Genomic DNA, 13396 nt, shown 5'->3' with positions numbered 1-13396 from the left:
CGCCGCCTCAGCGCAGCAGCTCCACGTCCTTGCCCGAGCCCGCCGACTCGAGCAGCGCCAGGCACACCTCCAGCGTGGAGCGCGCCCATTCGCCGTCATGCAGCGGCGCGGTCCCGTTCACCACGGCCTCGTACAGTTCGTCGATGACCTCGAAGCGGGGCACCGCGGGCCGGCCCAGCGGCCGCCGCTCCTTCGTGAGGTCCCCGTACACGCAGACGCTGTCGGGCAACGGACGGATATCGCCGCGCTCGCAGGACACCACGACCGGCCCGAAATGCTGGTGCCACGCCGGCGGCGCGCCCGCGGACGCGGGCACGTAGCCGGGCCCGCCATAGGTGCCGGCCGCCTTCAGGCGCGCCTCCTCCTCCGGCGAACCCACGGTCGCCAGCTTGCGGCGCACGGCGCCGTACGCCTCGGGCGACTTCTCGGCGCCCATCTCGCCGATCCAGCCGCACCATTCGTCCGAGTCGAAGTGCCCGTAGCCGTTGTAGCTGACGCTGGCGAACGCCCCGCCCTCGAACCACAGCAGGGCCGAATAGGCGCCCTGGGTCGGGCGCCTGGGGTCCCAGTCGCCTGTGATCGCGCGCACCCGGCTGACCCGCGTGCCGGCCAGCAGGCGCACGATGTCGACCTGGTGGGCGGCCTGGCTGAACACCACGCCGCCGCCCTCCTCCGTGCGCAGCTCCTCGGGACGCCGCGGCCGGTAGAGGAAGTCGGTGTAGTTGAGCGCGTGGATCATGCGCACCCGCCCGAACTCACCGCCCAGGGCGATCTCGCGCGCGCGCAGGTACGGCGTGTCGAAGCTGTGGCAGTGGCCGACGATGAGGTGCACGCCGGCGTCCCGGCAGTCCCGGATCATCGCGTTGCAGTCGCCGAGGGACAGCGCCATGGGCTTTTCCACGAGCACGTGCTTGCCGTGCCGGGCGGCGATGCGCGCCTGCTCCGCGTGGAACTGGTGCGGGCTGGCGATGTAGATCGCCTCGACGTCCGGGTTGGACGCCAGGCCCTCGATGTCCGGGTACACCGGCGCATCGAAGTCGCTCGCGAAGCGCTCGCGCGCCGGCTCGCGCGGGTCGCAGGCCGCCACCAGCCGCACGCGCGCGTCGCGCTGGAGCGTGGGCAGCATGAGCGTGAAGGCGCGGCCGAGTCCGGCGACGCCGAGTCGAAGTGGGCGGCCGGCGTTCACAGGTCGATCACCAGTTCGTCGGACTTGGCCCGGGAGACGCAGATCATGATCTGGCTGTCCATCTCCTCGGGCAGCAGCACCATGTCTCGGTGGTCGGCCTCGCCGCTCAGCAGCTTCGTGCGGCAGGTGCCGCAGGTGCCGCTCTCGCACGAGGACGCCGCGTTGCAGCCGTGCTCGTGGAGGACCGACAGGATGGACTTGCCGACGGGCACCTCGAACGCCGCGCCTGAGCTGGCCAGCTTCACCAAGAAGGGCTTGTCGTCGGGCCGCACGCCCCCGCCCTCGTTGAAGCTCTCGAAGTGCACGTTGGCCGGCGACCAGTGGCCCGTCATGTCGCGCACCGCCTCCATCAGCGCGCGCGGGCCGCAGCAGTACACGTGGGCCGTGTTGGGCTTCTCCAGCACCGGCCAGAGGTCGAAGGCGCGCGCGGGGTCCCCGTGGCTGTGGTGGATCCGCACGCGGCTCTTGAGCTCGGGGGCGCCGAGCTCCTCGCGGAAGGCCGCAGTCTCGGGAAAGCGCGTCAGGTAGATGAGCTTCCACGGTGCCGGCGGCAGTTCGCCGAACGAGCGGATCATGGACAGGATCGGGGTGATGCCGATGCCGCCCGCGACGAAGAGGTAGCCCTTGGCGTTCTCGACCAGCGGGAAGGCATTCGAAGGCAGCGACGTGGGCAGCGTATCGCCCTCATGCAGTTCCTCGTGCATGGAGAGCGAGCCGCCCTGCCCCTCCGGATCGCGCTTGACGGCGATGACGTAGCGGTGGCGCTCCGCGGGATCGTTGCACAGCGAATACTTGCGCAGCATGCCATTGGGGGCCTGGACCTTGACGTGCGATCCCGGCGTGAACGGCGGCAGCTCGCTGCCATCGGGCTGTACCAGCTCGAAGCTGCGGATGTCGCGCGCCACGTCGAGGATCCGCGCCACGCGCAACGGCATCTGCGTGTCGGAATGGGTTTGGGGTGTGGTGAGCGTCATGACGCGCGACTACTCGGCCTTCAGCTGCGCCCGCGCGGCGGCGTCGGTCACCTGGGCCTTCTCTGCACGCAGCGCCCGCGCGAGCTGTTCGGGCGTTCCGCCCGCCGGGTCGACGCCCGCAGTGCGCAGCTGCTCGATGACCTCGGGGACCTTCACGATCCTGTTGATCTCGGCATTGACCTTGGAGATGACCTCGCTCGGCGTACCGGTCTTCGCCAACACCGCGACCGTGAATGCGAAATCGAAGCCGGGGATCTTTTCCGCCAGGGTAGGCATCTGCGGTGCCAGCGGGGAACGCGTCGTCGAATTGGTGGCCAGAAGGCGCGCCTGGCCCGACTTGACGAAGCCCATGAGCGACGGCGGCGAAGCGAACACCATGTCCACCTGTCCGCCGATCATCGCGGGGACCGAGACGGCGCTGCCCCTGAACGGAATGTGCGTCATCGAGATGCCCAGGCTTGCATTCATCGCCTCCATCGTCAGGTGGTGGATGCTGCCGTTGCCGGCGGAGCCGTAGTTGAGGCCCCCTGGCTTCGCCTTGGCCAGCGCGACGAGTTCGTCCAGCGTGTTCGCCTTGACGTTCGCGTTGACGGCGAGGAACAGCGGGGCCTTGCCGACGAGGGCGATCGGCACGAAGTCGTTGGCCGCGTCGTAGGTGATCTTCTTGTTGATCAACGGCGTGATCGACAGCATCGGCCCATCGGTCACCAGCAGCGTGTAGCCGTCAGCCGGGGACTGCAGGATCGCGGAGGCGGCGACCGAGCCACCCGCACCGGGCCGGTTGTCGACGTAGACCGCCTGCCCCAGCGTATCGCCCAGCGACTTGGCGATGATGCGCGCCACCGTGTCGGGAAGGCCGCCGGCGGCATAGGGAACGACGAGCTTGATGGCGCGGCTCGGATAGGCCTGGGCATGGGCCAGGGAGCCGAATGCGAGTTGGGCGATGCAGGCCAGGCCAACCAGCCAGGCGGGGATCTTGTGCTTCATGGTGGGTGTCTCCAGTTGTGGGTGGTGCGGGATCAGATGCTGTAGGTCTCGTAGGTCGCGGGGTGGAAGAGCTCGCTGACCGGCACGTGGCGCGATGACAGGCCCTGCTCGTAGTGGGCCCGCACGAAGGTCTCCAGCGTCCTGGCCGAGGCCGCCACGCCGTACGACCAGAAGTCGTCCCCCATCGCCTCGCGGGCAGCCTGCAGCTGCTCCTCGACGAAGGGCAGCGTGACCTTGGTGGCCGAGGTGTCCGACAGCAGCTCCAGCGCGGCGGCCTTGGACTGGGTGAAGGCCTTGACGAGCGCGGCGGGAAGCCAGGGGTGCTTGGCGGCGAGTTCCTTCCTGACGGCCGCCACGTGCATGATCGGGAACACGCCCGTGCGCCGGTAGTAGTCCTTGGCCACCGCGGTCGGGTCGTCGAACAGCCAGCCGATGTTCGGGTTGGCGAGCGCCGACCGGCTCGGCGGGCGCGGCGCCATGAAGCCATCGATCTCCCCGCGGTCGAGCATCTGCGAGATCGTCGCCCCCTCGGGCGCCTGCTCGATCCGGACGTCGTCCGGCAGCTGCAGCTTGACCTTCTCGGGCCGCCCCGGCGTCTCGATGCCCCCGCGCACCCAGGTCACGTCGGAGGGGCGCACGCCGAAGTCGTCCTGCAGGATCGCGCGCGCCCACACGTTGGCGGTGAGCTGGTATTCGGGCAAGCCGATGCGCTTGCCCTTCAGGTCGGCCGGCTCGCGGATGCGGTCCTTGCGCACGTAGATCGACGTGTGCCGGAACGCCCGCGAGAGAAACACCGGTAGCGCGATGTAAGGGCACTCGCCCCGCGAGTGCTTCACCAGGTAGCTGGAGAACGAGAGCTCGGTGATGTCGAAATCGACGCTACGCATCGCCCGGAAGAACATCTCCTCGGGATTGAGGAGCATGTACACGGGATCGACGCCGTCGATCTGAACGCGGCCGTCGAACAGCGCGCGGGTGCGGTCGTAGTCGCCCATGGCGACGGAGAGTTGGAGTTTGCTCACGGGATCAGGACTTCACGGAATAGGAGGGTTCGAACTCGGGACGGTTTTCGCCGTCCAGCCAGACATAGCGGGTCTCGTAGGTGCGCCAGTCGGTCGTCTTGGGGACGATGGCCTGGAAGGAGCAGACGGCCGGCGTGGCCGCCTCGGCGCCGGTGCCGATGGCAGGCGCCCCCTGGTCGAAGGCTTGCACGGCCTCGAGCATCTGCTTGCGGAATTCCACGATCGCCAAGTCGCTGGCGCCCAGACGGTCATGCGTGCGGTCGGCGATGGCGCCCATGGTCAGCCACATCGCCACGTCCTGGTTCGGGAAGCCGGTGATGCCCGTGAAGTTGCCGGCCTTCATGGCGTTGCGGTCCTGCCAGAACTTGTTCGCCTCGTTGCGCAGGGGGCGGTAGTTCTGGTCCAGGTCGACACCCACCGTCTGGCGCAGGAACTTGCGCCAGGTGTCGGTCTCCGGCGTCTGCGACGGGTGGCCCCAGGCGATGAAATAGAACGCCGTGCTCGTGTCGTCCATCGGCACGTTGATGTTGGCCACGTTGTAGAGGTTGTTGGGCGGGATCAGGGCCGTGGCCGGTGCCACGAACACCGTCGAGCGCACGTAGTCGTTCTCCGCGGCGTTCGTGATCGGGCGGCGCAGCGCGGCATAGCGGAAGCCGAAGCCGGTGCGCTGCACCTGCATGCGCGGCGCCTTGTCGGTGGACGGGCGCAGCCAGGTCTTGTCCGTGGCCTTCGCGCCGTCCACGCGCGCAGGAACCATGTCGGAGGAGTGAAGGCTGGAGCTGTGCGCGGAGTCGATGGCACCCTCGAGGATCTGCGCCCAGTTGCACGGCAGCAGCACTTTCGCGATGCTCACCCGCGTGTCCGCCGTCGGCGCCCACGGCGGCGGCTGGAATTCGGGCATGGTCTCCTTGGGCCCCATGTAGGCCCACACCATGCCAGCCCATTCCTTGGTGGGGTACGCGGTGTGCTTGACCTTGTCGACCATGCCGCTCGAAGCCGGCTCGGAAGCCATCTCCAGCACGTTCCCGTCGACGTCCATCTTCCAGCCGTGGTAGAGGCAGCGAAGCCCTCCCTCCTCGTTGCGGCCGTAGACCAGCGACGCGCGACGGTGGGGACAGTACTCATCCATGACGCCGACCCGGCCGTCGCTGTCGCGGAAGACCACAAGGTCCTCGCCGAACGCCCGCGCCTTCACCGGCGTGCCGTCGGGTTCGCTCACCTCTTCCACGAGGCAGATGGGCATCCAGTGGCGGCGCATCAGGCGTCCCATCGGGGCGTCGCCTTCGACGCGGCAAAGCAGTTCGTTCTCTTCGTGAGTCATCATGATGTCATCTCATCTCTAGTGGTGGTTGCTTCAGGGGGGTTGAACTAGCAGGCCAGGGCGGCCTCGGGCTTTCGGCCCACGCGCAGCACCACGGGCTTGGCGCCGTGCTGCAGCTTGCAGAGCCAATGGGTGAGTGCCGAGTCGAGGTGCTGGACGTGGGGCGGAAACCAGGCCGCCAGCTCGTCCGCCACGCGGCGGGCCACCTCGACCTCCCCGCGCGCCAGGCGGGCACGCACGCCGCGCAGCGTGGACAGCACCGCTTCGTGCTCGCTGATGTGGCAGTCGCGCGGCGGAAACGCCGTCGTGCGCATCAACTCGTTCTCGGCCGCGAAGTGCGAGGCCGCATGCTGGAGCACCGCGTCCAGCGCCTGCGCCATCTCGGGCGCGGCGGCGCACCGCATGCGCTCGATCAGCTCGGCCAGTTGCTCGTGCTCGCCATCGATCGCCGCATGCCCGAGCAGTAGCGAGTCTGACCAGATCGGCGCCGAGGTTTCAGTGGGGTTCATGGCGGGGAATGCGGGCACCGTCTGGCGGTGCCCCGTTTTGTTAGTCGCCTAATGATTTTAGGGGCACACGTTGATCCGGGCAACGGTTTTCCCTACGGGGTTTCCCTAGAATCATTTGGTCTCTAATAATTTTGTAAACTCGGACTCGATGTGTACGCATGGCGGTGCGTGTGCGTGCGTGCGCACCGGTTCGGCCGACGGGCAAACGTCTCCTCCAGTCGCGCGCATGAGCGAGGTGAGGCCGCAAGCCATGCTCCGGCGCCGGTGGCCCCGGTGGCTGGCGCTCCGCCGGCCCACGCAAGCACAGGCGGCACGGCCGCGCCGGGACGCGGCCTCCCCAGGATGAACAAAAAGGATTGAACGTGAGTGAGAGAGAGTTTCTGAAGCAGGTGCACCAGGACGTCGAGCGTGCCTTGGACGAGGATGTCGGCCCGGGAGACCTGACCGCGGAACTGGTCCCGGCGACCGCCCGCGCCACGGCCACCATCACGTGCCGCCAGGCGGCGGTCGTCTGCGGCCGGCCCTGGGTCGAGGAGATACTGCACCGCCTGGCGCCGACGGCGCGGGCCGACTGGCGCGTACCCGATGGCGGCACCTGCGTGCCCGGGCAGGCCGTCGTGGTGATCGAAGGCGTGGCGCGCGAGCTCCTCACCGCGGAGCGCACCTGCCTGAATTTCCTGCAGACGCTCAGCGGCGTGGCGACCAAGACCGCCCGCTATGTCAAGGTGGTCGAAGGCACGCGCGCGGCCGTCCTAGATACGCGCAAGACCATCCCCGGCCTGCGCGCCGCGCAAAAGTACGCCGTGCGCTGCGGCGGCGGCCAGAACCACCGGATGGGCCTGTACGACGCCGTCCTGATCAAGGAGAACCACATCGCGGCAGCGGGCGGCCTGACGGCCGCGTTCCGCGCGGCGCAGGCGCTCAAGGGCCGCGTGGCCTTCATCCAGGTGGAGGTCGAGACGCTGCGGCAGTTGCAGGAAGCGCTCGACGCGGGCGTGGACATGGTGCTGCTGGACAACATGCCCCTGGAGACCGTCCGTGAAGCGGTGCGGCTGGCCCAGGGCCGCTGCAGCCTGGAGGTCTCCGGCGGCGTCACCTTCGAGACGCTGCGGGCCTACGCGGAGACCGGCGTCGACCGCATCTCCGTGGGCGCGCTGATCAAGGACGTGACGGCCGTCGACTTCTCGATGCGCTTCAGCGAGCGGCCGCTGGAGGCCTGAGCCGGGACCGCGTCGCGTCGGCGCGCATGCCGGCGACCGGACGGGCCCGTGCGCCGGGCCGTGGCCCGCATACGCCCCCGGTACCGGCGCCCCGCCGCCATCAGAGCAGGAACACGCCCTTGCCGCCCACGCCCTGGTCGAACAGCCGGTAGGCCTCCTCGGCCCGGTCCAGCGTCCAGCGGTGGGTGTACAGCTGGCCGACGTCGAGCCCCTTGGCGGCGACGAAGGCGGCGCACTCGGCCTGGCCGGTCGTCGAGAACGTCCACGACCCCATGACCGTCATCTGGCGGCGCAGCAGCTCCGGACTGACGTTGATGCGCACCTCGCCGCCCTCGCCGACGAAGCAGCAGGTCCCCCAGGTCTTGGCCGCACGGATGGCCGCGCTGCGCGCGGATGCCGCCCCCGAGGTCTCCAGCGACTTGTCGACGCCCTGCCCGCCGGTCAGCTCCAGGATGGCTTCTGCGACATCGCCGTCGCCCGACGGGGCGAAGGCCACGTCGGCGCCCAGTCGGCGTGCGTGCTCGAGCCGCTGCTCGTTCGTGTCGATGGCGATGACGCGCGCATTCATGGCCCGCGCGAACTGCGTGGCCGACAGGCCGACGGGCCCCTGCCCGAAGATGGCGATGGTGTCTGCCGCGGACAGGTGCATGCGCCGCAGCGCCTGGTAGGCGGTGCCGGTTCCGCAGGCGATCGCCGCGCCGGCCTCGAAGCTCAGCGAATCCGGCAGCGTGACCACGGTGTTCGCCGGCACCTTCAGGTAGGGCGCGTGGCCGCCGTCGTCGTTGTTGCCGTACACGCGCACCATCGGCTGGACGTTGCGGCACAGCTGCTGCCAGCCGGTGCGGCAGTGCGCGCAGGCGTTGCAGCCCTGGTAGTGGTGCACCATGACCCGCTGCCCGACCCGCGCGAGCTGCGCCGGCACGGCCGAACCGACCGCGCAGACGATGCCCGCGGGCTCGTGGCCGGCGATGGGCGGGCGGCCGATCAGCGATGGCATGTAGGCAGGCTGGTCCAGCGGCCTGCGGTAGTTCTGCAGGTCGGTGCCGCACATGCCGGACGCCTTCATCTCGATGACGACGTCCAGCGGCCCGGGCGTCGGGTCCGGCACCTCGAGGTACTCGATCTTGCGGTTCCCGGGAAATACGACACCTCTCATCGTGGCTCCTATGCGATGGATCTGTGGCTGTGCGGCCGGGAGGGTGCCTAGGCCTTGAAGGCGAACGGGTCGCGCACCTCGTCGCCGAGCTCGCACCAGACGCTCTTGGTCTGCAGGTAGTGGTTCACGGCCTCGGTGCCGTTGACGCGCCCGATTCCGCTGGACTTGTAGCCGCCGAAGGGCGAATTGAAGGCCAGCGTGCGGTAGGTGTTGAGCCAGACCGTTCCCGCCTCGAGCCGCCGCGCCATCAGGTGCGCGCGCCGGAAGTCCTTGGTCCACACCCCCGCGGCCAGCCCGAACTCCGAATCGTTGGCCAGGGCGAGGACCTCGTCGTCGTCTTCGAAGGGCATGACCGCGAGGACCGGCCCGAAGACCTCCTTGCAGATCACCGGATTGGCCGCATCCGCCCCGCCCAGGATCGTGGGCGCGAAGAAGTAGCCGCCGTCGAAGCCTGGCACCGCCAGGCGTTCGCCCCCGCAGAGCACGCTGGCCCCTGCGGCCACGGCCTCGCGCACGATGGCCTGGTCCTTGTCCAGCTGGGCCTTGCTCGCGACGGGCCCCATCTGGGTGGCCTGCGCCAGCGGGTCGCCGACCGCGATCCGGCCCGCCCGCCGCACCAGGCGGGAGACCAGTTCGTCGTAGATGCGGCGGTGGATGTAGGCGCGCGAGCCCGCCACGCAGGTCTGGCCCGCCGCCGCGAAGATCCCGGCCAGCACCCCGATTTCCGCGCGGTCGATGTCGGCGTCCTCGAAGACGATGTTCGGGCTCTTGCCGCCCAGCTCGAGCGTGCACGGGACGAGCTTCCTGCCCGCCTCGGCGGCGATGGCCCGTCCCACGTCCGTGCTGCCGATGAAGGAGATCTTGCGGACCTGCGGGTGTCCGACGAGCGCCTCCCCGGTTTCCCTCAGCCCCGTCACGACGTTGAGGACGCCGGGGGGGATGCCGACGCTTTCCGCCAGCCGGGCGATCTCGATCGCCGAGGCCGACGTCACCTCGCTGGGCTTGACGACGATGGTGTTGCCCGCGGCGAGCGCGGGCGCGGCCGACTCGATCATCAGCAGCGTCGGAGAGTTCCAGGGCACGATGACGGCCACCACGCCCAGGGGCTCCTTGAGCGTGTAGTTGAGCACCGACGTCTGCGCGACCGGAATGACCGCGCCCTCGATCTTGTCGGCCATGCCGCCGAAGTAGCAGAGCCAGTCGCGCACGATGCGCGCCTGGGTCTGCATCTCCGAGGCCAGCTTGCCGTTCTGCGTCGCCTCGAGCGCGCCGATGTGCATCGCGTTCTCCGCGATCGCGTCGCCCCAGCGCATCAGCAGCCGGCCGCGCTCGGTCGCGGACATGCGGGACCAGGGGCCGCGGAATGCCTTGGCGGCCGCCGTCACCGCCCGGTCCACCTGGTCGGCGCCGGCGATGGCGAAGTCGCCCCAGCGCCGCCCGGTCGTGGGGTTGAAGGACTCGAAGGTACGTCCCGGCTCGGCCGCGACGGCCTCGCCGGCAATGTGCAGGCCGTAGCTGCGGGCGCCCATCTCGTGATTCGGCAGCGAAGTTGACTGCGACATGGTGGCTCGGATCCTCTTTCTGAACAAACGGGGTGGACACGGGCGGCCCTTGCGGGGGCGCGCCGCGCGGCGGCGCCACCCGACCGGGCACGGCCGCCTCTCGCCTACAGCGGACAAGCCGCCAGGTGCGGATCGGCCGTGCCCTCGAGCACGACCTCCTTGGACTTGAGGCTCCAGACGGGTCCGCTTCCATCGACTTCGACCGCGACGAACCGGTCGACCGGGAAGCCGTTCTTTCCGATCCGGTACTGGACCCCGCGAACGGACCGGTAGGCCGCCTTGCGCAGCGCCGCGCTCAGCTTCGCGGCTTCCTTGGTGTTGCCGCCCAGTTCGTCCACGGCGGCCTTCAGCTGCGTGACCATGTCGTAGGACGTCGCGGCGTAGTTCGACGGCAGGCGGCCGTACTTGGCATTGAATTCCTTGACGAAGCGCTTGTTCTCGGCGTTGTCCAGGTCCGCCGCCCAGAAGTCGGCTGTTTCCGAGCCAAGCACGCCCTTCACGCCCGCGGCCTGCAGGCTCGGCAGGTTGAGCTGGTCCAGCGTGAAGGCCGTGAAGAGCTTGGTCTTGCCGGCCAGGCCCGACTGGTCGAACTGCCGCGCGAAGGCAGCGCCCGCGGCACCCGGGTAGAAGGCGAACAAAGCATCGGCGCCGGACGCCCTCACCTTGCTCAGCTCCGCGGAAAAGTCGAGCTGCGGATCGTCGCCCCACCGGGTCATGTCCGCACCGACCACCTCGCCCGTGTACACGCGCCGCACGGCCTGGAGGAAGTCCTTGCCCGCGGTGTAGTTCGGGGCCATGAAGTACAGCTTCTTGGCGCCGCGCAGGTTCATGAGCTTGCCCACCGCCATCGGCAGCACGTCGTTCTGCGCGTGCATCGCGATGAAGTTCTCGTAGCACAGCTTGCCCGCGATGTCCGACGGGCCGGCATTGACGCTGACCACGACCTTGCCGGCATCGACGATCGGCTTGCGCGAGGCCAGCAGCACGTTGCTCCAGATGTAACCGCCCAGCACGTCGACGCCGTCCTGCTGGATCAGCTTCTGCGTCTTCTGGCGCCCCAGCTCGGGCTTGAGCCCGTCGTCCTCGTAGACGATCTCGACCTTGCGCCCACCCATGCTGCCGCCGATGTGCTCGACCCCCAGGTTGACCGCATCGACCACGTCCCGGCCGATGACCGCGCCGCCGCCGGTCAGCGTCGTCACGACCCCGATCTTGATCGGCGGCGTCTGCGCGCCGGCCGGAGCGGCCATGGCGGCAGCCAGCGCCAGAAAAATGCCCAGTATCTTCATTTCATCGTCTCCTTTGATGGAACAAGCAAAGCGGATGGGGATGGGGATGGGCCGGCGCCACGGCGCGGGTCACACGGCCATGAGCCCCGAGATCCTTTCCAGGTCGGACTCGACGTCCTTGGCGGTCCCCGTCCATTTGATGCGGCCGCGCTCCATGACGTAGAAGCGGTCCGCCAGATGCACGAGCTTCTTGAGGTGCTTGTCGACGATGAGGATCGCCAGGCCCGTGCGGCGCAGATCGGCCAGGCACCGCCAGATCTGCTCCCGGATCAAGGGCGCCAGCCCTTCGGTGGCTTCGTCCAGGATGAGCAGGCGGGGATTCGTCATCAGCGCGCGTCCGATGGCCAGCATCTGCTGCTCACCGCCCGACAGCAAGTTTCCGGCGGCAAGGCGGCGCTCGTGCAGCTTCGGGAAGATCTCGTAGACGCGATCCACAGTCCATGGCGCGGCCCCCGCGGTCCGGCTGGCCGCCGTCGCCATGAGGTTCTCGTGCAGGGACAGGTTGGGAAAGATGTGCCGTCCCTCGGGCACGAGGCCCACGCCCAGCCGCGCGATCTGGTCGGCCGCCAGGCCGGTGATGTCGACGCCCTGGAACGTGACGTTCCCGCCCTTCTTCGGAAGCAGCCCCAGGATGCTGTGCACCGTGGTCGTCTTTCCCATGCCGTTGCGGCCCATGAGGCACACCACCTCGCCCTCTCCGATGGACAGGTCCACGTCGAAGAGCACGCGGTTGGCGCCGTAGCCGCCCGAGAGACGTTGAACGCTGAGCGTCATAGATCATCCCCCAGGTAGGCGTTGCGAACATCCGGGTTGGCGCGGATCTCCGCGGGCGTGCCGGTGGCCAGCACCGTGCCGCCCACCAGGACCGTGACCCGGTCAGCCAGCCCGAAGACCGCATCCATGTCGTGCTCCACCAGGATGATGGTGGTCTTGCCTTTCAGGCGGGCCAAGTGCTGGGTCATCTCCAGTCCTTCCTCGTGCCCCAGCCCGGCCATGGGCTCGTCGAGCAGCACGATCGCGGGGTCGCCGGCCATGGCCAGCGCGAACTCGAGCAGGCGCTGCTCGCCATGACTCAGGCTCTCGACCAGCGCCCCTGCCCTGCCGTGCATGCCCACGCTGCGCAGCAGTTCATGCGCGCGCGCTTGCAGCGGGGCGTCGCGCTGGATCGAGCGCCAGAAGCTGAAGGCGTGCCCGTCCTGGGCCAGGATCGCCAGCACGGCGTTCTGCAGCACGGACATGCTCCGGGCCAGCGCCGTGATCTGGAAGGACCGCGAGATGCCCCTGCGGGCCCGCTGCGCCGGAGACAGGCCCGTGATGTCCTGATCGTGAAGAAGGATGCGCCCGCGGTCCGGCCGCAGGGCCCCGAACAGCTGGCTGATCAGCGTCGTCTTGCCCGCCCCGTTGGGGCCGATCAGGGCATGGATCTCGCCCTTGCGGATGTCCAGCGACACGTCCCGGGTGGCGACGACGCCACCGAAGGCCTTGAACAGCCCGTCCATGGCCAGCACCGGTGCGACGGCGGCGCTCATGCCGAACCTCCCTTGGTTCCCAGCAGCAGGCTGGCCAGCCCCCGGCGCCCGCCGCTCACCGCGACGATCAGGAAGGCTCCGAACCAGAACTCCCAGTAGGCAGTCTTGCTGCCCAGCAGCTGCTCGATGAGCACGAACGCGGCCGCCCCCAGGACCGGGCCGCAGGCCGTCCCGCTGCCGCCGAGCACGACCATGAACATGAGCGCCGCGGACAGCTTCCAGCTCGTGAGGTCGGGCGTCACGAAGCTGGTGAGGTTGGCGTTCAGGAACCCGGCCAAGCCGCAGACCGCCGCGGCGAGCACGAAAGCCGCCAGCCGGTAGCGATCGACACTGAAGCCCGACGCCTCCACGCGCTGCTCGCTCTGGTTCGCGGCCGCCAGGACCAAGCCGAAGCGCGAACCCTTGATGCGCACGAACCCGAGCGAGGCGAGCGCCAGGGCGCCCAGGGAGGCGAAGTACAGGACGGGCCGGCTGCCCAGGTCCAGCCCCCCGGAGAACACGCTCGACCCGGTGATCGGGGTCTCCTCGTTTTCAGTGCAATAAGTGACGGTACGCAAAGCTAGCACTGGCGCGGGGGTGGTCTGGGTAGACCGTTGATTTCATTGACTTTCCTGTTCGCTTTGTAAACGGGTATGGTGGCC

At 69.1% G+C, this 13396-nt stretch carries 13 protein-coding genes; 1 reads left to right on the top strand and 12 read right to left on the bottom strand.

The features are described from left to right. Window positions 1-7: 7 nt before the first annotated feature. Genes FSY45_RS24435 through FSY45_RS24410 form a run of 6 tightly spaced genes read right to left on the bottom strand, consistent with a single transcriptional unit; the run spans window position 8 to window position 5999 of the window. Complete coding sequence (locus FSY45_RS24435) at window positions 8-1186, bottom strand: Gfo/Idh/MocA family protein (RefSeq protein ID WP_148748457.1); 1179 nt, start codon at window positions 1184-1186, stop codon at window positions 8-10. Next, window positions 1183-2160: a PDR/VanB family oxidoreductase gene (locus FSY45_RS24430; protein WP_017404442.1), complete on the bottom strand. Its 978-nt coding sequence runs from the start codon at window positions 2158-2160 to the stop codon at window positions 1183-1185. The genes FSY45_RS24435 and FSY45_RS24430 overlap by 4 nt, the downstream gene beginning before the upstream one ends. Window positions 2161-2169: 9 nt before the next feature. Next, a complete protein-coding gene (locus tag FSY45_RS24425; protein WP_017404443.1) occupies window positions 2170-3147 on the bottom strand; it encodes a tripartite tricarboxylate transporter substrate binding protein in 978 nt (325 codons plus the stop codon). A gap of 32 nt (window positions 3148-3179) precedes the next feature. After that, window positions 3180-4169, bottom strand: coding sequence for an ABC transporter substrate-binding protein (locus tag FSY45_RS24420; RefSeq protein ID WP_026062142.1), 990 nt, complete (start codon window positions 4167-4169; stop codon window positions 3180-3182). Window positions 4170-4173: 4 nt separating this feature from the next. Further along, a complete protein-coding gene (locus tag FSY45_RS24415) occupies window positions 4174-5493 on the bottom strand; it encodes a Rieske 2Fe-2S domain-containing protein (protein WP_148748456.1) in 1320 nt (439 codons plus the stop codon). Window positions 5494-5537: 44 nt separating this feature from the next. Continuing rightward, window positions 5538-5999, bottom strand: coding sequence for a bacteriohemerythrin (locus tag FSY45_RS24410; RefSeq protein ID WP_088167133.1), 462 nt, complete (start codon window positions 5997-5999; stop codon window positions 5538-5540). 362 nt (window positions 6000-6361) lie between these two features. On the opposite strand from FSY45_RS24410, the gene nadC reads away from it, so the two are divergent. Then, window positions 6362-7219 (top strand): carboxylating nicotinate-nucleotide diphosphorylase, encoded by an 858-nt coding sequence (nadC, locus tag FSY45_RS24405; RefSeq protein WP_103738775.1) that lies wholly within the window; start codon window positions 6362-6364, stop codon window positions 7217-7219. Window positions 7220-7319: 100 nt separating this feature from the next. On the opposite strand, the gene FSY45_RS24400 is transcribed toward nadC, so the two are convergent. The 6 genes from FSY45_RS24400 to FSY45_RS24375 all read right to left on the bottom strand — a co-directional run bounded on the left by FSY45_RS24400 (window position 7320) and on the right by FSY45_RS24375 (window position 13312). Further along, on the bottom strand, window positions 7320-8375 hold the full coding sequence (locus tag FSY45_RS24400; protein WP_017404448.1) for a zinc-binding dehydrogenase: 1056 nt from the start codon (window positions 8373-8375) through the stop codon (window positions 7320-7322). A gap of 47 nt (window positions 8376-8422) precedes the next feature. Further along, a complete protein-coding gene (locus FSY45_RS24395) occupies window positions 8423-9937 on the bottom strand; it encodes an aldehyde dehydrogenase (RefSeq protein WP_227472697.1) in 1515 nt (504 codons plus the stop codon). A 104-nt stretch (window positions 9938-10041) separates the two neighbouring features. Then, the gene (locus FSY45_RS24390; RefSeq protein WP_017404450.1) at window positions 10042-11226 is read right to left on the bottom strand and encodes an ABC transporter substrate-binding protein; all 1185 of its coding nucleotides are present in this window, start codon (window positions 11224-11226) and stop codon (window positions 10042-10044) included. Between the two features lie 69 nt (window positions 11227-11295). Continuing rightward, on the bottom strand, window positions 11296-12000 hold the full coding sequence (locus FSY45_RS24385) for an ABC transporter ATP-binding protein (protein ID WP_017404451.1): 705 nt from the start codon (window positions 11998-12000) through the stop codon (window positions 11296-11298). Then, window positions 11997-12755, bottom strand: a complete 759-nt coding sequence (locus FSY45_RS24380) for an ABC transporter ATP-binding protein (RefSeq protein WP_017404452.1) — start codon at window positions 12753-12755, stop codon at window positions 11997-11999. The genes FSY45_RS24385 and FSY45_RS24380 overlap by 4 nt, the downstream gene beginning before the upstream one ends. Continuing rightward, entirely contained in the window at window positions 12752-13312 is a 561-nt protein-coding gene (locus tag FSY45_RS24375; RefSeq protein WP_187427609.1) for a branched-chain amino acid ABC transporter permease, read from the bottom strand. Before FSY45_RS24375 ends, FSY45_RS24380 begins: the two co-directional genes overlap by 4 nt. Window positions 13313-13396: the final 84 nt, after the last annotated feature.

Source organism: Comamonas sp. Z1, from assembly GCF_008121555.1.
Lineage (GTDB): Bacteria > Pseudomonadota > Gammaproteobacteria > Burkholderiales > Burkholderiaceae_C > Comamonas > Comamonas thiooxydans.
This window is presented reverse-complemented; position numbering and strand designations above follow the sequence as displayed.